Origin of the sequence: Breoghania sp. (assembly GCF_963674635.1) — a bacterium.
Lineage (GTDB): Bacteria > Pseudomonadota > Alphaproteobacteria > Rhizobiales > Stappiaceae > Breoghania.
Genome location: NZ_OY771475.1, coordinates 3765001 through 3783677 on the forward strand (window position 1 = coordinate 3765001; position 18677 = coordinate 3783677).

The window sequence follows — 18677 nt, forward strand, 5'->3', positions numbered from 1 at the left end:
GGGCGTTTGGTGGATGCCTAGGTGGCAAGAGGCGATGAAGGACGTGATACGCTGCGATAAGCCGTGGGGAGCTGCGAATAAGCTTTGATCCTCGGATTTCCGAATGGGGAAACCCACCCCTTTTGGGGTATCCCTAAGTTTAACGATTTAGGGAAGCGAACCCAGGGAACTGAAACATCTAAGTACCTGGAGGAAAGGACATCAATTGAGACTCCGCTAGTAGTGGCGAGCGAACGCGGACCAGGCCAGTGGCTGCATTTTAAGAACCGGAACCGTCTGGAAAGTCGGGCCTCAGCGGGTGACAGCCCCGTACGGGTAGAAAGAGATGCAGTCCTTGAGTAGGGCGGGACACGTGAAATCCTGTCTGAACATGGGGGGACCACCCTCCAAGCCTAAGTACTCCTTGCCGACCGATAGTGAACAAGTACCGTGAGGGAAAGGTGAAAAGCACCCCGACGAGGGGAGTGAAATAGACCCTGAAACCGGACGCCTACAAACAGTTGGAGCCCAAGGTTCGTCCTGGGTGACAGCGTACCTTTTGTATAATGGGTCAGCGACTTAGTGTAACGAGCAAGCTTAAGCCGATAGGTGTATGCGCAGCGAAAGCGAGTCTGAATAGGGCGTTTTAGTTCGTTGTACTAGACCCGAAACCGAGTGATCTAGCCATGAGCAGGTTGAAGGTGCGGTAACACGCACTGGAGGACCGAACCCACGTCTGTTGAAAAAGACGGGGATGACTTGTGGCTAGGGGTGAAAGGCCAATCAAACTCGGAAATAGCTGGTTCTCCGCGAAATCTATTTAGGTAGAGCGTTGGATGAATACCTCGGGGGGTAGAGCACTGGATGGGCTAGGGGTCCTCACCGGATTACCAAACCTAACCAAACTCCGAATACCCGAGAGTACTATCCAGCAGACACACGGCGGGTGCTAACGTCCGTCGTGGAGAGGGAAACAACCCTGACCGCCGATTAAGGTCCCGAAGTCATGGCTAAGTGGGAAAGGATGTAGAACTCCCAAAACAACCAGGATGTTGGCTTAGAAGCAGCCATCATTTAAAGAAAGCGTAACAGCTCACTGGTCTAAATAAGGGGTTCCGCGCCGACAATGTAACGGGGCTCAAGCCATGCACCGAAATCGCGGGCTCAGCTTGTCTGAGCGGTAGCGGAGCGTTCCGTAGGTCTGTGAAGGGATACTCGCGAGAGATCCTGGAGATATCGGAAGTGCGAATGCTGACATGAGTAACGACAAGGAGTGTGAGAGACACTCCCGCCGAAAGTCCAAGGGTTCCTGCGCAACGCTAATCGGCGCAGGGTTAGCCGGCCCCTAAGTCGAGGCAGACATGCGTAGACGATGGGAATGCAGTCAATATTCTGCAGCCTGCGGGTGGTGACGGATGCCGTGTATCGTAGTTCCTTACTGGATTGGAGCTGCGGTGAAGGTGTTCCAGGAAATAGCCCCCGCGTACAGACCGTACCCGAAACCGACACAGGTGGACTGGTAGAGCATACCAAGGCGCTTGAGAGAACTATGCTGAAGGAACTCGGCAAATTGCTCCCGTAAGTTCGCGAGAAGGGAGACCTCTGCTTGGGCAACCAGGTGGGGGTGGCACAGACCAGGGGGTGGCGACTGTTTATCAAAAACACAGGGCTCTGCGAAGCCGCAAGGCGACGTATAGGGTCTGACGCCTGCCCGGTGCCGGAAGGTTAAGAGGAGGTGTGCAAGCACCGAATTGAAGCCCCGGTAAACGGCGGCCGTAACTATAACGGTCCTAAGGTAGCGAAATTCCTTGTCGGGTAAGTTCCGACCTGCACGAATGGCGTAACGACTTCCCCGCTGTCTCCAGCATAGACTCAGTGAAATTGAATTCCCCGTGAAGATGCGGGGTTCCTGCGGTCAGACGGAAAGACCCCGTGCACCTTTACTACAGCTTCACACTGGCATTCGTGTCGGCATGTGTAGGATAGGTGGTAGGCTTTGAAGCCAGGGCGCCAGCCTTGGTGGAGCCATCCTTGAAATACCACCCTTACCTGCATGGATGTCTAACCGCGATGTAACAGCATCCGGGACAGTGTGTGGCGGGTAGTTTGACTGGGGCGGTCGCCTCCCAAAGAGTAACGGAGGCGCGCGATGGTGGGCTCAGAACGGTCGGAAATCGTTCGCTGAGTGCAATGGCATAAGCCCGCCTGACTGCGAGACTGACAAGTCGAGCAGAGACGAAAGTCGGCCATAGTGATCCGGTGGTCCCTCGTGGAAGGGCCATCGCTCAACGGATAAAAGGTACGCCGGGGATAACAGGCTGATGATCTCCAAGAGTCCATATCGACGAGATCGTTTGGCACCTCGATGTCGACTCATCACATCCTGGGGCTGGAGCAGGTCCCAAGGGTTCGGCTGTTCGCCGATTAAAGTGGTACGTGAGTTGGGTTCAGAACGTCGCGAGACAGTTCGGTCCCTATCTGCCGTGGGTGTAGGAGAATTGAGAGGATCTGTCCCTAGTACGAGAGGACCGGGATGGACACATCTCTGGTGGACCTGTTGTCGCGCCAGCGGCATAGCAGGGTAGCTATATGTGGCCGGGATAACCGCTGAAAGCATCTAAGCGGGAAACCCACCTCAAAACGAGTTCTCCCTGAAGAGTCGTGGAAGACCACCACGTTGATAGGCCGGGTGTGGAAGTGCAGCAATGCATGCAGCTTACCGGTACTAATAACTCGTTCGGCTTGATCACTCTCATTAGTCAATGATCATCTGAATATAACTTGTATCCCTCACGGGCGACCGCGCTGCGCGCTGCCCTCCGGGAGGGCGGCCTGACCGGCCGGCGCGCGGTCGCGCTAGCGACATCCCTAGCCGGGATGTCGGGAAGTGCGTCCCTAACGCGGATACAAAACACGATGAAATGAGTACAAAAACCAGTTTCTTCTGATAATCGATGTCCTTCGCCGGCCTGGTGGCTATTGCGGGGAGCCCCCACCCGATCCCATTCCGAACTCGGCCGTGAAACTCCCCTGCGCCAATGGTACTTCGTCTTAAGACGCGGGAGAGTAGGTCACTGCCAGGCCTGCAAAGGACACCGATTACAAATCTCTCAACGATCAAAAGCCATATCATCTCCACTCCGAAAATCTCCCGAGTGGGGCAAAACTGCTCCGCTCGTTTAAACACGTCCGGAGATACGAAATCCTGAGGCAAAAGCCGCATCCCAAAAGGAGCAGCCCCCGCCTCGCCCGCATGCGCAAAGCGCCGAGGACGGGCAAAACAAAAATGCCGGGCTGAAAATCAGCCCAACGTCCTGGCGCAAAACCACAGGACACCAAAATTTACCGCGGGGTGGAGCAGCCCCCGCCTCGCCCGCAGCGGCAAAGCCGCGAGGACGCGGCAAAACATAAATACCGGGCTGAAAACCAGCCCAACGTCCTGGCAAAAAAACACAGGACAAAAATATTACCGCGGGGTGGAGCAGCCCGGTAGCTCGTCAGGCTCATAACCTGAAGGTCGCAGGTTCAAATCCTGCCCCCGCAACCAAAATCACCATTCCAAAAAAAGCCCCCGACGCAAATACGCGAGGGGGCTTTTTGCGTTCTCCAACAAGCAAAATGGCGCGAAGGGACGTAACGTCGCTTTCCTCCAAGAAAACACTGCTGATCAAAGGCGACCATATTCGGTGACTGGTCCTGCGATAGGGGATCTGATCCGTTCGGAAGGTATGGACGATTAGCCCGTTATCTTCGCACCGGGCCTCAGATGTCCGCATGGCCACACGTAAATGGCTTGATATGCGCAATTGGCCCCCTTAAAGATGCCGGTCACGTGAGGGGACAGGGTAGAGGTCGGGTGATCCGGTATCGGTTCGTCCAGAGGGGGATTGGCGACAGGCGGCGTTTCGCGCCGATCCTGACGCTTTGCCTGGTCCTCGCCAATCTGCTCACCGTGATGGTGCCGCTGGCACCTTGCCCCGCGAAGGCGGCGGTGCTCGATGACACCAACTCCATCATCATTTGCAGCGAAAACGGCTTCAAACGCGTCGCCCTCACCGAGTTGGACGGCGAGACGCCCGAGAAGGGCGGTCCGGGCGGCTGTGCGGATTGTTGTCAATTTTGCCCCATCCAGCTGAATTTCGCACTCGCTGCCGAACCTGTTCTTGAATTCGAGCCGGTAGAAGGCAGCCTGGCGCGCCGGATACTTTTTCCCGAATTTGAACGCGTATCCTCTGTCGCGACACCCGGTTGGATAGGACCACGCGGTCCGCCGGCTCTCTCTTGAGTTTCTGAAGATCCCAGTATCAGAACGCGACGCGCGGCGCGGTGACCCCGGCTTTGCGCGCAGGTTCTCAAAGAGAGATGCATATGAAGAAGCTTGTTTTGGCAGCACTTATTGCTGTTGCCGGCGCAATGGCGCCTGGACTTTCCCATGCCGAGATTGTCGTCAAGGATGTGCTTGGACGTGAACGGACGCTTGAAGGGCCCGCCCAGCGGGTGATCCTGGGCTTCTATTTTGAGGATTTTCTCGCGATCACGGGGGAGGGGGCCTATGACCGGGTCGTCGGCATCTCCAAATCCGCCTGGCATGATTGGCGGAATTCGCAGTGGAAGGCCTATTCGGCGGTCATTCCGCGGATTGAGGAGCTGGAAGATGTGGGCGGACTTGGAGCGACCGGCTTCAGTCTCGAAAAGGCGATCGCGCTGAACGCGGATGTCGCGATCCTGCCGGTCTCCACCTTCAATGCTCTCGGCGAAGCCGCCGAACGGCTTGAGGCTGCCGGGATCCCGATCATTGTCGCCGACTACAATGCCCAGACCGTTGAAAAGCATGTTGCCTCGACGCTGGCCATTGGTGCGGTCATGGGTACCCCTGAGCGGGCACGTCAGTTGGCTGATGAATACGTGGCCGCCGTCAAGGACATCGAAGCGCGGGTATCAAAGGCGCTTGAAGGCGGACGGGAGCCGGTTCGCGCCTATGTCGAGCTCGGCAAGAAGGGCCCTGGGGAATATGACCGCTCCTTTGCCGACGGGTACATGTGGGGCGGCATGATCGACCTCGCAGGCGGGCGGAACATTGCCGGTCATGTCATCGAGCGGTCGGCCCCGTTGGCGCCGGAATATGTGCTGGATCAGAACCCCGAGGTTGTCTTCATCGCGGGAAGCTATTGGGTGGACGGCGGTGATGCCGTGGTCATGGGCTTCGGCGTCGACGAGAACCGCACGCGCGAACGTCTGAACGCTTATGCGGGGCGTGCGGGCTGGCAAAATATCGATGCGGTGAAAAACAGCCGCATGTATGCCATCTACCACGGTGGTGCGCGCACATTGCATGACTATGCAGCCCTGCAATACCTGGCCAAGGCGATGTATCCGGAAGCGTTTGAAGACGTCGACCCGGGGGAGACGCTTCGAACTTACTATGAGCGCTATCTGCCGATCGCCGCAGATGGCGCCTTCATGGTCGGCCAAGGCGAATGATCGTCGGGACCCCAGCCTGATCTGAAGGCTGGGGTCTCCATTGCGGGAGATTCGCATGGCCGTTCACACCTCGACCAGCACCGCTCTTCTTTATCGTCGCGCCCAGGGCAAGCGCCTTGCGGTCATGCTGGTTGCCGTCATCGCACTGGGACTGACCGTCCTCGTCGATATCGCGATTGGACCTTCGTCGATACGGCTCGGCGATGTCTGGCAAGTTCTTCTCCATCCCGGCGATCATGCGGGGACAGCGCTCTATGCCATCGTGATCGATATCCGCCTGCCGATGACGCTGACCGCCCTCTCGGTCGGGGCCTCTCTGGGGCTGGCCGGTGTCGAGATGCAGACGATCCTGAGGAACCCCCTGGCAAGCCCCTATACGCTCGGCATATCGGCGGCTGCCGGTTTCGGCGCGGCGATGGCGATCCTGACCGGGTTCAGCCTGCCATTCGTTGCATGGCTGGGCGTTCCGTTGCTTGCGTTTGTCACGGCGCTCGCAGCCTGCATGGGCGTGTGGCTGATCGGCAAGGCGCGCGGCGTGAGCACCGACGTGCTCGTGCTTTCCGGCATCGCCATGCTGTTTCTGTTCCAGTCCTTGCAATCGCTCGTCCAGTACATGGCGAGCCCGGAGGTGTTGCAGGAGATCGTCTTCTGGCTCTTCGGCTCTCTACTCAAGGCGAACTGGACCTCGACATTCGTCACGAGTGGCGTCTTCCTCGCGGTCGTTCCCCTGCTTGCAAAGGACGCCTGGAAGCTCACGGCTCTGACCATGGGCGACCAGACTGCGCTCAGTCTCGGTCTGAAGGTCGGCGCGATCCGCCTGAGATTGCTCATTCTGATTTCCGTGCTCACCGGCTCGGCGGTGGCCTTTACCGGGACCATCGGTTTCATCGGGCTGGTCGCCCCTCACATGGCGCGCGGCTTTGTGGGCGAGGATCAGCGCTTTCTCATGCCGCTCTCCGCCTTTGCCGGTGCTTTTTTTCTGGTCGGCTCTTCGGTGGTCGCCAAGCTCATGTCTCCCGGGGCGATCATTCCCATCGGCATCGTGACGGCGGTGCTCGGTGTGCCGTTTCTTTTCTTCCTCATCCTGCGCAACAGGAGGATGTGAGAGATGATGCTTCACGTCACCGACATGGGCGTTCGACTGGGCGGACGGCAGGTTCTTTCCGACGTTTCCTTCGCCATCAGGCAAGGCGAGGTCGTCGGGCTTCTCGGCCCCAACGGGGCGGGCAAATCCACCCTGATCAAGGCCCTTGCCGGTATCATCGAGCCGACAGAGGGGCATCTGACAACCCCGTGTGCGCAAGAGGCCTCGACGCAATCCGGCGGCGGTATCGCCTACTTGCCGCAGGATGGCATAGGCAAGACCGGGCTGAGCGTTGTCGAGGCGATCCTGCTCGGGCGTCATGACCGGCTCGGGCTCAGGATCACGGACGCGGATCTCGATGCGGCCCATGCGGCTCTGGCCCGGTTCTCGATTGCGGATCTGGCCGACCGGCGGATCGACACCCTCAGCGGGGGGCAGCGGCAACTGGTCGGTCTGGCGCAGGTGCTTTTCCGCCAGCCGCGCATCATGCTGCTCGACGAGCCGACCAGCGCGCTGGATCTCTATCGGCAGCTGCTCGTTCTGGACAATGTCCGTGAGCTGGCCGCGGAACGGAACATCACCGTCATCTGTGTGCTGCACGACCTGTCGCTGGCCGCGCGCTTTGCCGAGCGCATTGTGTTCCTGAAAGACGGTCGCCTCATTGCGGATGATGCCAGTTCCCGGGTCATGACACGCGAGATGCTCGGTCGGATCTACAATATCGAGGCGGAGATCCTGACCGGCCGGGAAGGGCACATGCATGTCGCCGCCATCCGCGCCTTGCCGCAAATCGTGAAAGATGCCGCCGAATGACCTGTTCCACGATCCATGTCTGCATCCGGTGCAAGCTGGCGTCGTCAAAGCGGCGCGAAGGATATGAAACCCATGGCCTTCAATTGAGGGATGCCCTCATCGATGCGCTGGAGGGGGCGGGGCTCGCCTCGCGGTTTCGCATCGCGGAAACCGCCTGCCTCGGCGGATGCAACCGCCGATGCCGCATTTCCATCGCCGATCCGGCCCGCTGGTCCTGGTTGCTGGCAGATCTGCGGCCCGACGAGCAAGACGCCGGTCAGATCATTCGCTTTCTGGAAGAATGGCTTGCGGCGGAAGACGGGCTCATTCCCAAGACGGAGCGCAGCGCCTGGCTGGTTTCCCATGCGATCGGAAGGATGCCGCCGCTTCTGCCTGACCCTCAACACGCGGCGAGCGAAGACGACGGCACAAAGGAGACCACGACGACCTGAAAGGGCGCGGCCACGGGACGTGGATCAGACGACGTCCACGTTCAAGGGCGCGAAGCCTTCAATGCGCGCTTCCAGCCTGTCGCCGCGTTCCACCGGGCCCACGCCCGAGGGGGTGCCGGACATGATGACGTCTCCGGCGGCCAGTTCGAAATAGCGCGAGAGATACGCGATCATTTCCGGCACTTTCCAGATCATCTGGTTGAGGTCGCCTTGCTGCCTGATCTCCCCGTTGACACGCAGCGTGATCGCTCCCTTGTCCGGATGCGCGCATTGGGTGACGGGGACCAGAGGGCCGACAGGGGCCGCGTGCTCGAAGGCCTTCCCGATTTCCCAGGGGCGTCCCATTTTCTTGGCGATGCCCTGCAGATCTCGACGGGTCATGTCGAGACCGATGCCATAGCCGTAGACATGGGTGAGCGCGTCGCCGACGGGGATGTCCGTGCCACCGGATTTGAGCGCCACGACCATCTCCACCTCGTGGTGAACGTCGCAGGAGCAAACTGGATAGGGGAAGGTGCCCGACGCATCGAGATTGTCCGGGTTCTTCTGGAAGAAGAAGGGGGGCTCCTTGTCCGGATCGTGGCCCATCTCCACCGCGTGGGCGGCGTAATTGCGTCCGATGCAATAGACGCGGCGAACGGGAAAGCGCGCCGTCTCGCCCAGAACAGGGATGGTCGGAACCGGCGGCGGTGCAATCACGAAATCGGACATCTTGAACCCTCTCACTGCGTCGTCACCTTGTGGCGCAGGAGCGCGCAAACTGCAATCCACACTCCGTCGTCAGCGCATGCGCGCCCCTGTCAGGTGTCGCAGGTGAGGTCGACACGGACTTCCAGGCCATCCTTGCGCCCCGGCGCCGGGGAGAGCAGCTCCAGTTGGGCATTGGCGCGCTCGGCAATCGTGCGAACGATGGCCAGCCCAAGCCCGGTGCCGTCGGTCGTCCCGTTCGCCCGCACAAAGCGGCCCGTCAGCCCTTGCAGATCACCGGGCGAAAACACCGGGCAGGCATTGGAGACCCGGAGAATGCCGGGATGTTCGAGCCTCACGGTGATCGAGGTTTCCGGTGTCCCGTGTTTCAGGGCGTTTTCGATCAGGTTTCGCGACAGGATGCCGAACGCATCGGGGTCGAGATCGGACAGGACCGGCTGATCGACAATTTCCAGATCGATGCGGTCCCTTGCGCCAAGCCTTTCGAAATCATCCACGATCATGCGGAGGATCGGGCGCAGGTCGGTTTGGTCGTCGGTGCGTAGACGTGCCCCTTCCGCCCGCGCCAGCTGCATCAATTTTTCGGACAGGCTGTTCAGGCGTTTCAGGGTTGTTTCGATCTCTCCCGCCCGCGCCGAGGCGCGCGCGTCAGACGTTTCGGCCTGAAGCCGTTGGGCCTGCGCAATGGCACCGGCAACGGGGGTGCGCAACTCATGTGCCGCGTTCGCAGCAAAGCTTCGCTCGGCCTCGAAGGCGGAACGCAGGCGCGAAAGCAGCGCGTTGAGGCTTGCAACCACCGGCGTCACCTCGCTCGGCAGACCGTGATCGGCGACCGGTTCCAGATTGTAGGCGCTCTTGCGGCCGAGATCTTCGCGCAGAGCCCGGAACGGGCGAAGGCTCCGCCTCACCACAAGGAAGATGGCGGCAAGTGTCAGCGGAATGATGACGAGCAGCGGCAGGCTGAGGCTCATCGCCATTTCCCGGGCAGAGGCCGTGCGCCGGGAAATCGGCTCCATGACGGCGATGGTCAGGACACGGCCGGCGCGTTTCGTGCGGTCATAGAAGAAGGTTTCGTTCTCGGTGCGTACGAAGCCCCGGTGCTTGAACGCGGGGAAATCGGACGCCTCGGCTCCATCCGATACGAAGATCGGGCTGCCCTCTTCATCAAAGATCGCATAGCTGAAAGTGTGGTCCCGCGAGCGCGGGAAGAACCTGTCCTCGTCGTGATCGTCGCGTTCATGACGGTCGTCCTCATCATCCCTGTCCTCCCGGCTCTCCCGATTGAAGCGCCGTCCCCAATGAGGCCGCGTCCGTCTGTTCAGATCGTCCAGGTTCATCCTTTCGCCCCGGCTCGCAAGCGAGAGCAGGCGATGCGCGGTGTTTCGAAGGGCGGAATCGAATTCCACGTCCAGCTCATGGCGCAGCCGATGCGCGGAGATCGCGGCAGCGGCCAGCCACATGAGCGTGATCGCAAGGCCCAGCGCCAGCGCCAGACGCAACTGAAGTGAACGCGGCCCACTCATGCGCGGCCCAGCCTGTAGCCCAGGCCGCGTTCCGTCAGGATCACTTCACGACCGAGTTTCTTGCGCAGTCGGCTCACATGGACCTCGATTGAATTGCTCTCGATGGCGTCATCGAAACTGTAGAGATGCTCTTCCAGCTGACCGCGGGAAAGCACCCGGCCAGGGGCATGGAGGAAAGCCTCGAAGAGCGCCCATTCGCGGGCGGTCAGTTCGACCGGCTTGCCTGCGCGCAGGATCGTGCGGCCCGCAAGATCGATCTCCAGATCATGGTGCCGGATGATCGGGTTGGGATTGCCGGTATAGCGGCGCGCGACAGACCCGATGCGGGCGGAAAGCTCGTGCAGGTCGAATGGTTTGACCATGTAGTCATCGGCGCCCGCATTGAGCCCGGCAATGCGGTCGGAGACCTGATCAAGCGCGGTCAGGATGATGACGGGGGTGACATTGCCGCCCGCGCGCAAGCTTTTCAGGAAAGGCACTCCGTGCCCGTCCGGCAGCATCAGGTCAAGCAGGATGAGATCGAAGGCGCCGACGGCAAGCGCATCGCGCGCCTTGTCGAGGCGCATGGCCCAGTCGGCGGAATGGCCGTCGGCCTTCAACTGGTCGAAGACCGCCGCGCCCAGTATCGCATCATCCTCGATCAGCAGGATACGCATGGAATTCCCCCGATTATTCAAAGGCAGGGTATCGCGCCCAAACCTTACAGGAAGCTGAAGAAGTTTTTGCGTTGCCGTCAGGAAGCGATCAGGCGTGGGGCCGATTGTCTGCCCATCAAACACGTCTAGGAGATTGCGATGAGCAAGGCAAAAACACCGATCCTGGCTGGGATCGTCGCGGCGATGATGATCGCTCCCTTCGCCCTGGCGCAGGAAACGACCTCCCCTCCCGATGCAACGCCGCCCGCAGCGACCTCACAGTCGCAGCCCAAGATCGCACCGCGCGGTCCTCAGACCTCCACCGCCGTCAGGCCGGGCCGGAATGCGCAAGCGCCTTGCGATCGCGAGGCCCGGCGCGAACGGCGCAGGGATGGGGAAGGCCGCGGATATGGCAAGCGTCATGAACGTGGCGAATACGGCCGGCGGCATGGCGGTCGGGACTATGGCGAACGCCACGAATATCGCGAGCACCACGCGGGCCGGTCCGGCTGGTTCAAGCGCATGTGGGACCATGACGACGACGAAGGCGACGATGACGATGATGATTATCGCGGACGTGGTCGCGGCATGAACCGCCCGGCGCCTTCCGGCTCGGTCACTCCGCCGGCCAACGGCCTCTTCAACAACGGCGCAAAGCCGAAGGCTCAGGTGAACTGACGTCCGCTGCAAGGCGTGTCACCTCGCACCCTCCCGCCCGGCCAGCCGCGTCAAACCGGCTGGCCCCCGACGTTTTCCAAAATGCCGATCCCCGAATTGCGATCGAAGGATATCCAAAATGAAACGCGTTTTGACCGCCCTTGCCCTTACCTCCGCCCTTGTCGCGCCCGGTATGGCGATGGCCAGGGAAGTGACCTTCAACACCACGCTCACCGATTACGGCGGGAAGGAAGCCTATCTGGCCTTCTATGTGACCGATGCCAACGGCGCCTATGTCGGCTCGCTCTGGATGTCGGGCACCAAGGCCAAATATTATGACAGCCTTTCCGACTGGTACCGCTACACCGGCGGCTCAACCGCCGAGGTGGACGGGATCACCGGGGCGAGCGTGGGATCCGGCAGGAGCCTGACCGTCAGTTTCGATCTGGCCGATGCGCTGTTCGATGCCGGTTACGAATTGCACATCGATGCGGCGGTGGAAGATATGCGCGACAGCCCGTCGGAGATCGTCGTGCCGTTGACATCGGAAGGCGCGGGCAAACCGGTCTCCGGCTCCAGCTACATCGCCCAATTCAGCTACGACATGTGAGGGCTGAGCGATGATCCGTCCGCTGCACCGCTGGGTCGGGCTTGTCCTGGCGCTCCTTGTCTGCGTGACTGCCTTGAGCGGGGCCGTCCTTGCGCTTTATCCGGCAGCGGAGACCTACACGACATCTTCACCTTTCGACATGGACCTGGGCAGCTTTGCGGCCCGGGTTCAGGCGGCCGTGCCGGGTCTTGAACAGATCCGGCGGTCGCCCACCGGCAAGATCACGGCTTTTGCTTTCGATCAGGGCCAGGCCTCGCAATGGACGATCGATCCGGCGAGCGCTGAGGTTGTCGCACCGTCGCAAAAGTCGGCGACCCGCGGCTGGCTGGTCGATCTGCACCGGGCGTTTCTGGTGGGGGATGCGGGGCGGTATCTGGTGGGGTTTCTCAGCCTCGCCATGGCGCTCCTTTCCCTTTCCGGTTTTGTGATGAGTGCGCGGCGTCTTGGCGGGTGGCGCAAGCTGTTCGCCCCGATCAAGGGGCCGTTCGCGAGCCGCTGGCACATGGAACTTGGCCGGGTTGCGGGCGGGGCGCTTCTGTTTTCCGCGCTGAGCGGCATGTGGCTCTTTGCCAATTCCATTGGCGTTCTGCCGAAGACATCCGGTCTGCCACCCTTGCCGGCCGTGAGCGGGACGAGCGGTCTGTCTCCGGCCGATATCGCGGCGTTCAAGGATCTGACCGTTGAGAACCTGAAGTCGCTGACCTTTCCCCGCGCGGGGAACCTTCGCGATGTCTTCACGCTGGCGGGCGATACAGGCTCCGGCTATGTCGATCAGGGCACGGGGCAGGTGCTCGCCTGGGCCGAGCCCGGTTCTCTCGATCGCTTCACCGGGCTTCTGCATGCCCTCCATACCGGCGAGGGGGCCGCGATCGTCGGACTGATCCTCGCTCTGGCTGCCCTTTGCGTGCCCTTGATGTCGCTGACCGGCGTGATGCTTCAGGCCGGGCGTCTGGTCTTGCCGTCAAAACGCAAGAAAATCGCAGCCAGATCCGCGCAGACCGTCATTCTCGTCGGCTCTGAAGGCGGCACCACCTACGCATTCGCCAACCGCCTCGCCAAGGCGTTGAGTGCGGCGGGCAGCCCTGCCCATGTGGGAGACATGAAGGATTTCGAGCCTGCGCGCTATCAAAAGGCTGAACGCATCCTTCTGCTTGCAGCGACCTCCGGTGACGGTGACTGCCCGGCTTCCGCCCACGGGTTCCTGACGCGTCTGTCCGCTCTTGCTACTCCCCCGGCCGCCCCCGTTGCCGTCCTCGGTTTCGGTGACAGCAGCTTTGCGCATTACTGCGCCTATGGGCACGCGGTGGCGGATGGGGTCTGTCAGGCAAACTGGGTCGAACTGATGCCACTTCAACTGATCGACAACCAGTCGCAAGCGACCTTCACCGATTGGGTGGAACGACTTGGAGAGGTCACCGGTCTTGCCTTGTCGCTCGATGCGAATGACATCGCGCAGGAGCTTGGCGAGCTGAAGCTCGTCTCGCGTCGCGATTACGGTTCCTGCGTGCAGGCCCCCACCGCGATCCTGCGTTTTGACCTGCCGCATCGCTCGCTCTGGCAAAAACTCACCGGCAAGGGCTTCGGTGCCTTTCAGGCTGGCGACCTGATAGGCGTGGTGCCGCAAGGCGACACGCGGGCGCGCTACTATTCGTTGGCTTCCGCCTCACAGGATGGGTTTCTTGAAATCTGTGTCCGCAAGCAGCCCGGCGGTTTGTGCTCCGGCCAGTTGAGCGAGTTGGAACCCGGTCAGACCATACGCGCCTTCCTGCGACCCAATCCCGCCTTTCACATGGCAAGCGATGGCGCGCCCGTCATCCTGATCGGGGCGGGAACGGGCATCGCGCCGCTGGCGGGCTTTGCACGTGCCAACACGGCCCGGCGCCCGCTCCATCTCTATTTCGGCGTTCGGTCGGAACAGAGCGAACTCCTCTATGGCCCGGAACTCGCCCGATGGCAGAAGGAGGGTCGCCTGGCCGCCACCTCGCTTGCCTATTCGCGCAGCGCCAGACCCGCTTATGTGCAGGACGTTCTGCGCCGCGACGGCGAGGCGGTTCGAAAGCTCATCGCGGATGGCGCGCGGATCATGGTGTGCGGGGGGCGTGGGATGGCCGCAGGCGTGAGAGAGGTCCTTTCCGACATTCTCTCGCCGTTGAACCTTGAGCCTGCGACCCTGAAGGCGGAGGGACGTTATGTCGAAGATGTCTACTGATCACCTGCGCCACGTCCTGAACGGCGCGACCATGGGGACGCGCTGGTCCGCCATTCTCCATGCCGCGCCGGGCTTCGATCCCGCTTTCGCCCATGTCTGTCTGTCGCGCGCTGTCGGCGAGGTCGACCGGCAAATGTCGGCATGGGACCGGGACAGTGATCTGATGCGGCTCAACCGGGCTCCGGCCGGGGACTGGGTGGCGGTGCCCGACCACTTGCTCAAGGTGCTTGAGGCGGGGCTTGAAATCGGGCGGATCTCCTGTGGCGCCTTCGAGATCGGCATGGGCGATGCGGTCACCGCCTGGGGCTTTTGCGCCGATGAGGCCGATCCGGACAAGATCCGCTCTGCGCTCAAGGCCGACCGCCGCCCCGCGCATGAAGTGCTGGAGATCGATCGCGCGGCGGGCCGGGTGCGCAAGCATGGTCCTCTGGCGCTCGATCTCGGCGGCATCGCGAAAGGCTATGGCGTGGACCGACTGACGGAAACGGCCCGCAGCCTGAATGTCGCGCATGGATTGCTGTCGATCGACGGGGAGGTGCGCGCCCTTGGGGCCCGGCCCGACGGCAGGCCCTGGGCAACTGCCATCGAGCAACCCGACTATGAGCGTCGCAGCACCCATTCGGTGCTGACGATCCGCGACACGGCGGTTGCAACCTCCGGTGATTACCGCCACTGGGTGGAGGTGGGCGGCAAGAGGCTGTCGCACACGATGGACCCGGCTCGCGGTGCCCCGCTTGTTCGCCATGCCGCCTCGGTCACGGTCACCGCGCCGACCTGTATGGCGGCGGATGCCTGGGCAACCGCCTTCATGGTGATGGGCCCTGAAGAGGCGCGCCCGCTCGCCAACCGGCTCGGGCTGTCGGTGCTGTTTCTCGATCGCGAGGGGCAAGGTGTGCAGCCCTTGAAGCTCGGTGCCGATTTCGCGCCGCATGCGTCGGCGACGTGAGCGGACCTTGAGCGAAGGCTTTTCCGATACGGTTTGATGGGGCGCGTCCGGGCTGTTTCACGGTCCGGGCGAGGGCATGATCCGGGTTGGCCCGAAAAATGAATAGAGTGCAGGAGCGTGGTGCGCTTGCTCGCCGCGTCCGGCTTGGGCATTGTTCCTTTTTCGGACGCGTTTCACTCGCGAGACTGGCGTCAGTCACCTTTTCCGACAGGACGCGAAACCCGTATGGCCGGTCCGTTCCGGCGAACCCAGAAGAGCCTTTCCCAGATGATCGAACTCCCCTACCTCCTGTTTCTCGGCGATGCCCCCGACCCGCTTGCCGCCAAGGTTGCGCAAGGAATCAAGGATTGGCGGCCCGACCACGCGCTTGGCCAGCTGCGTCTGGAAGGTTGCAACGCCAATCTCGGCCTGCCCGACATGACCATTGCGCAAGCCGTGGACGCGGGCGTCAAGACGCTGGTCATCGGCGTTGCGAATCGCGGCGGCATCATCTCTCCGGCGTGGAAGTCGGTGCTGCTGGAGGCCCTCGACGCGGGTCTTGACATTGCCTCCGGATTGCACAATCTGCTGCGAAATGAAGCAGATCTCGCAGAAAGAGCGAAAGAACTGGGGAGAAAGTTGCACGATGTGCGCGTCCCGAGCGTGCAATATCCGATTGCGAACGGCAAGAAGCGGGCTGGTAAGCGCCTGCTCGCGGTGGGCACGGACTGTTCCGTCGGCAAGATGTATACCGGGCTCTGCGTGGAAAAGGCGATGCTGGCGCGCGGGCTCAAGGCGACCTTCCGCGCAACCGGCCAGACCGGCATCCTGATCACGGGTGACGGCGTGCCGCTCGATGCGGTGGTGGCCGATTTCATGGCCGGGTCCATCGAGTATCTGACCCCGGACAACGAGCACGATCACTGGGACGTCATCGAAGGGCAGGGCAGCCTTTTTCATGCCTCCTATTCTGGCGTGACCATGGCGCTCATTCACGGCGGCCAGCCGGACGCGCTGATCCTCAGCCACGAGCCGAACCGCCCGCACATGCGCGGCCTGCCCGATTACAAGTTGCCGAGCCTGGAAGACCTGCGCGATGTCGCGCTGACCATGGCCCGCATCGTCAATCCCGCCTGTCAGGTGGTGGGCATCTCTCTCAACACCGCCGCGCTCGATGATGCGGCGGCGGCGGCGCTGTGCAAGGCGACGGAAGACCGGATGGGGCTGCCTACGGTTGATCCCTTCCGCCATGGTGCGGATCGCCTTGTCGATGCGCTGGAGGCGCTTTGAAGCGGGGAGGAGTGAACCCGATCTTCACGACGGGACGTTCCCACGTCCCGCCTTCTCTCGATTACAGAGGTTTTTGAATGCGTACGGTCTATGTGAATGGCAACTACGTGCCGGAAGACGAAGCGACGGTTTCGATCTTCGACCGCGGTTTCCTGTTTGGCGATGCCATTTATGAAGTGACGTCGGTCCTCGACGGCAAGCTGATCGACTTTCCGGGCCACACGGCACGGCTCCATCGCTCGCTCGACGCGCTGGGGATGTCCTTTCCGATGTCGGATGAGGATTTGCTGGCAGTTCACCGTGAACTGGTGAGCCGCAATGCGGTTACGGAAGGTCTCGTCTATCTGCAGATTTCGCGCGGTGCGGCGGATCGCGATTTTCTGTTCCCTGCCAAGGACGTGCCGCCGACAGTCGTTCTGTTCACGCAGGAAAAGACGTTGGTCGAGAATGCGTTGGCCAAGCGCGGGCAGAAGGTCGTGACCGCCGACGATCTGCGCTGGCGCCGCTGTGACATCAAGACCGTGCAACTCCTGTGGGCGTCCCTCGTCAAGAACGAGGCCAAGGCCCGGGGCGCGGACGATGTATGGATGGTGCTGGATGGGCTGGTTACCGAAGGCTCCTCCAACAACGCCTATATCGTGCAGGGCGATGGCACCATCGTCACCCGCAGTATTTCCTCCGACATTCTTGCGGGCATCACCCGTACCGCCGTCTTGAAATGCGCGGAAGAGCTTGGCGTGTCCGTCGAAGAGCGCGCCTTCACAGTGGCAGAGGCGCAAGCCGCCGCGGAGGCCTTCTCCACGTCAGCGACAGGCTTCGTCAATCCGGTGATCGAGATCGATGGCGTTGCCATCGGCGACGGCAAGCCGGGGCCTGTGGCCCAGCGTCTGCGCGAGATCTATATCGAGACGAGCCGGGCAGCTGCGATCTGATCATGTGGCGGGCGGTTTTTCTGCCCGTATGGCATTCCCAAACAAAAAAGACGGCGCGGGGAACCGCGCCGTCTTTTTCATGTCCGGGTCCAGTTGATCATCGCGCCCTGTGCGGCGATCCGGGGCGCGGCTGTCGTTTTCCGTGTGATTTCAGAAGGTTTCCTGCTTCGAGGCGTCGGTCTCCAGCATTGCGCAGCCTGCCGAAACATCTCCCTTCGCCCGGCAATGTTGTCAAATCGTCGCTGCCGCAGGTTCACCCGCGGCAAGACGCCGTTCCGGTGATAAAATATTCCGAATAGGCGTCTGCCTGCGGAGCTTGTTCCTTGTGGTCCTGTCAGCTTCCGTGGGGTTTGGCGCAAAGCGGAAGAGATAAACCCTGCCGGATGGACGGCGAGGACTTCGCCAGCCTTGTCCGGCCCGAATAGGAAAGGAGGCTGTCATGGCAGCGTTGCAGTTCGTTGAACCGGAAAAGCGGTTTGGTCTGCAGGCCCGCGCGGCGCTGGCAGCCTTCGATGCGTCCGCGTCATGGCTGCCAGTGGATCTCGGTGCGCGGGCGCAGTCCTGCAGAACCGTCCAGCCCTTCGCGGTGCGTGTGCCGACGGCAAGCCTGTCCCAGGCCGGTGTCGACAGCATCGTCGAATTCCTCGTAGGCAAAACGAAAGGGGATACGCGATGACGCGAGTAGCCCTTCTCGACGGACCTCTTCCTGTTTCCTACCCAGCTCTTTGTGCACAAAAGCGATTTATCAAGGCGGACGGTGCGACCGCGGCATGCGCCCATGCCCTTGCAATGGCCACGACGATCCTTCGGCATGCGCCCGACGTTGAATTCATCAATGCAATCGTGTTTCCCGGGCGTCTGGCAACCTCGGTTTCCTGTCTCTGCGATGCGTTGGAGTGGATTGCGCAAGATCCGCCGGAAATCGTCTTGTGCTCCTTCGGGCTGGCGCGATCCTCGCTTGAACTGGAAATGCGCATTTCGGCCCTTCAGGCGGCGGGCACCCTGTTTGTCGCCTCTTCGCCCGTGCATGGGGAGAAGATCTATCCGGCCGCTTATGCGGATGTGCTCTCTGTTCAGGGCGATGCGCGGTGCAAGCCGTCGGAGCTTTCCCAGCTTGGCCTGCCGGGGGCACGTTACGGGGCCTGCGTGATCGCACCGGAGGCGCCGGGGGTGCAAGGGGCAAGCGTGGCCGCCGCCCATGTGGGCGGTGTTCTGGCGGCGAGCTGGCGCGGGCGACCGGATACGACCTTGCAAGCCTTCGGGCGCAGGATCCGGTATCGCGGTTGCGACAACCACGCCGCCCCCGCCCACTAGGCGGGGGCGGTCGTTCCCGCCAGGTAGGTGGGCAGGCTGGCAGGTGGGCAGGCTGAAGGCGCTTCGGCGCTCCGGTTCGCCTGCCC

The 18677-nt window shown here is 61.7% G+C and carries 16 protein-coding genes, 1 tRNA gene and 2 rRNA genes (1 of these 19 running past the window's edge); 16 read left to right on the forward strand and 3 right to left on the reverse strand.

Features of this window, described 5'->3' with window-relative positions; genetic code table 11:
- The 8 genes from ABGM93_RS16375 to ABGM93_RS16410 form a co-directional block, all read left to right on the forward strand.
- Positions 1–2729 (forward strand): 23S ribosomal RNA (locus ABGM93_RS16375); it begins 15 nt to the left of the window's first position.
- A 218-nt stretch (positions 2730–2947) separates the two neighbouring features.
- A 5S ribosomal RNA gene (rrf, locus tag ABGM93_RS16380) occupies positions 2948–3062 on the forward strand.
- Between the two features lie 387 nt (positions 3063–3449).
- Positions 3450–3526, forward strand: a tRNA-Met gene (locus ABGM93_RS16385).
- A gap of 309 nt (positions 3527–3835) precedes the next feature.
- Positions 3836–4264 carry a DUF2946 family protein gene (locus ABGM93_RS16390; RefSeq protein WP_321501276.1) on the forward strand — a complete coding sequence of 143 codons (429 nt, stop codon included), beginning with the start codon at positions 3836–3838 and terminating at the stop codon, positions 4262–4264.
- A gap of 83 nt (positions 4265–4347) precedes the next feature.
- Entirely contained in the window at positions 4348–5460 is a 1113-nt protein-coding gene (locus ABGM93_RS16395; RefSeq protein ID WP_321501278.1) for an ABC transporter substrate-binding protein, read from the forward strand.
- Positions 5461–5515: 55 nt separating this feature from the next.
- Positions 5516–6565, forward strand: a complete 1050-nt coding sequence (locus ABGM93_RS16400) for an iron ABC transporter permease (protein WP_321501280.1) — start codon at positions 5516–5518, stop codon at positions 6563–6565.
- 3 nt (positions 6566–6568) lie between these two features.
- Complete coding sequence (locus tag ABGM93_RS16405; protein WP_321501282.1) at positions 6569–7357, forward strand: ABC transporter ATP-binding protein; 789 nt, start codon at positions 6569–6571, stop codon at positions 7355–7357.
- On the forward strand, positions 7354–7788 hold the full coding sequence (locus ABGM93_RS16410) for a DUF1636 domain-containing protein (protein ID WP_321501284.1): 435 nt from the start codon (positions 7354–7356) through the stop codon (positions 7786–7788). The genes ABGM93_RS16405 and ABGM93_RS16410 overlap by 4 nt, the downstream gene beginning before the upstream one ends.
- Before the next feature lie 24 nt (positions 7789–7812).
- Here ABGM93_RS16410 and ABGM93_RS16415 read toward each other — a convergent pair whose 3' ends face one another.
- The 3 genes from ABGM93_RS16415 to ABGM93_RS16425 form a co-directional block, all read right to left on the reverse strand.
- Complete coding sequence (locus ABGM93_RS16415; protein ID WP_321501286.1) at positions 7813–8499, reverse strand: fumarylacetoacetate hydrolase family protein; 687 nt, start codon at positions 8497–8499, stop codon at positions 7813–7815.
- An 89-nt stretch (positions 8500–8588) separates the two neighbouring features.
- A complete protein-coding gene (locus tag ABGM93_RS16420; protein WP_321501288.1) occupies positions 8589–10019 on the reverse strand; it encodes an ATP-binding protein in 1431 nt (476 codons plus the stop codon).
- Positions 10016–10675 (reverse strand): response regulator transcription factor, encoded by a 660-nt coding sequence (locus tag ABGM93_RS16425; RefSeq protein ID WP_321333889.1) that lies wholly within the window; start codon positions 10673–10675, stop codon positions 10016–10018. Before ABGM93_RS16425 ends, ABGM93_RS16420 begins: the two co-directional genes overlap by 4 nt.
- Positions 10676–10813: 138 nt before the next feature.
- Here ABGM93_RS16425 and ABGM93_RS16430 point away from each other — a divergent pair, with 138 nt between their 5' ends.
- The 8 genes from ABGM93_RS16430 (at position 10814) to ABGM93_RS16465 (ending at position 18591) form a co-directional block, all read left to right on the forward strand.
- Positions 10814–11332 (forward strand): hypothetical protein, encoded by a 519-nt coding sequence (locus tag ABGM93_RS16430; protein ID WP_321501291.1) that lies wholly within the window; start codon positions 10814–10816, stop codon positions 11330–11332.
- A 118-nt stretch (positions 11333–11450) separates the two neighbouring features.
- The gene (locus ABGM93_RS16435) at positions 11451–11921 is read left to right on the forward strand and encodes a DUF2271 domain-containing protein (protein WP_321501293.1); all 471 of its coding nucleotides are present in this window, start codon (positions 11451–11453) and stop codon (positions 11919–11921) included.
- 10 nt (positions 11922–11931) lie between these two features.
- Positions 11932–14130, forward strand: coding sequence for a PepSY domain-containing protein (locus ABGM93_RS16440; protein ID WP_321501295.1), 2199 nt, complete (start codon positions 11932–11934; stop codon positions 14128–14130).
- The gene (locus ABGM93_RS16445; RefSeq protein WP_321501297.1) at positions 14111–15076 is read left to right on the forward strand and encodes an FAD:protein FMN transferase; all 966 of its coding nucleotides are present in this window, start codon (positions 14111–14113) and stop codon (positions 15074–15076) included. The genes ABGM93_RS16440 and ABGM93_RS16445 overlap by 20 nt, the downstream gene beginning before the upstream one ends.
- A 267-nt stretch (positions 15077–15343) precedes the next feature.
- Positions 15344–16345: an N-acetyltransferase DgcN gene (gene dgcN / locus ABGM93_RS16450; protein WP_321505971.1), complete on the forward strand. Its 1002-nt coding sequence runs from the start codon at positions 15344–15346 to the stop codon at positions 16343–16345.
- Between the two features lie 77 nt (positions 16346–16422).
- The gene (locus ABGM93_RS16455; RefSeq protein ID WP_321501299.1) at positions 16423–17277 is read left to right on the forward strand and encodes a D-amino-acid transaminase; all 855 of its coding nucleotides are present in this window, start codon (positions 16423–16425) and stop codon (positions 17275–17277) included.
- A 439-nt stretch (positions 17278–17716) separates the two neighbouring features.
- On the forward strand, positions 17717–17953 hold the full coding sequence (locus ABGM93_RS16460) for a hypothetical protein (protein ID WP_321501301.1): 237 nt from the start codon (positions 17717–17719) through the stop codon (positions 17951–17953).
- Positions 17950–18591, forward strand: coding sequence for a hypothetical protein (locus tag ABGM93_RS16465; protein ID WP_321501302.1), 642 nt, complete (start codon positions 17950–17952; stop codon positions 18589–18591). Before ABGM93_RS16460 ends, ABGM93_RS16465 begins: the two co-directional genes overlap by 4 nt.
- Positions 18592–18677 lie beyond the last annotated feature (86 nt).

Bases quoted from the DNA above. Each gene is read 5' to 3' on its own strand.
- ABGM93_RS16465 (WP_321501302.1), top strand. From the start codon at position 17,950: ATGACGCGAGTAGCCCTTCTCGACGGACCTCTTCCTGTTTCCTACCCA.
- ABGM93_RS16395 (WP_321501278.1), top strand. From the start codon at position 4,348: ATGAAGAAGCTTGTTTTGGCAGCACTTATTGCTGTTGCCGGCGCAATG.
- ABGM93_RS16455 (WP_321501299.1), top strand. From the start codon at position 16,423: ATGCGTACGGTCTATGTGAATGGCAACTACGTGCCGGAAGACGAAGCG.
- ABGM93_RS16430 (WP_321501291.1), top strand. From the start codon at position 10,814: ATGAGCAAGGCAAAAACACCGATCCTGGCTGGGATCGTCGCGGCGATG.
- ABGM93_RS16405 (WP_321501282.1), top strand. From the start codon at position 6,569: ATGATGCTTCACGTCACCGACATGGGCGTTCGACTGGGCGGACGGCAG.
- ABGM93_RS16420 (WP_321501288.1), bottom strand. From the start codon at position 10,019: ATGAGTGGGCCGCGTTCACTTCAGTTGCGTCTGGCGCTGGCGCTGGGC.
- ABGM93_RS16435 (WP_321501293.1), top strand. From the start codon at position 11,451: ATGAAACGCGTTTTGACCGCCCTTGCCCTTACCTCCGCCCTTGTCGCG.
- ABGM93_RS16440 (WP_321501295.1), top strand. From the start codon at position 11,932: ATGATCCGTCCGCTGCACCGCTGGGTCGGGCTTGTCCTGGCGCTCCTT.
- dgcN (WP_321505971.1), top strand. From the start codon at position 15,344: ATGATCGAACTCCCCTACCTCCTGTTTCTCGGCGATGCCCCCGACCCG.
- ABGM93_RS16460 (WP_321501301.1), top strand. From the start codon at position 17,717: ATGGCAGCGTTGCAGTTCGTTGAACCGGAAAAGCGGTTTGGTCTGCAG.
- ABGM93_RS16425 (WP_321333889.1), bottom strand. From the start codon at position 10,675: ATGCGTATCCTGCTGATCGAGGATGATGCGATACTGGGCGCGGCGGTC.
- ABGM93_RS16400 (WP_321501280.1), top strand. From the start codon at position 5,516: ATGGCCGTTCACACCTCGACCAGCACCGCTCTTCTTTATCGTCGCGCC.
- ABGM93_RS16410 (WP_321501284.1), top strand. From the start codon at position 7,354: ATGACCTGTTCCACGATCCATGTCTGCATCCGGTGCAAGCTGGCGTCG.
- ABGM93_RS16415 (WP_321501286.1), bottom strand. From the start codon at position 8,499: ATGTCCGATTTCGTGATTGCACCGCCGCCGGTTCCGACCATCCCTGTT.
- ABGM93_RS16445 (WP_321501297.1), top strand. From the start codon at position 14,111: ATGTCGAAGATGTCTACTGATCACCTGCGCCACGTCCTGAACGGCGCG.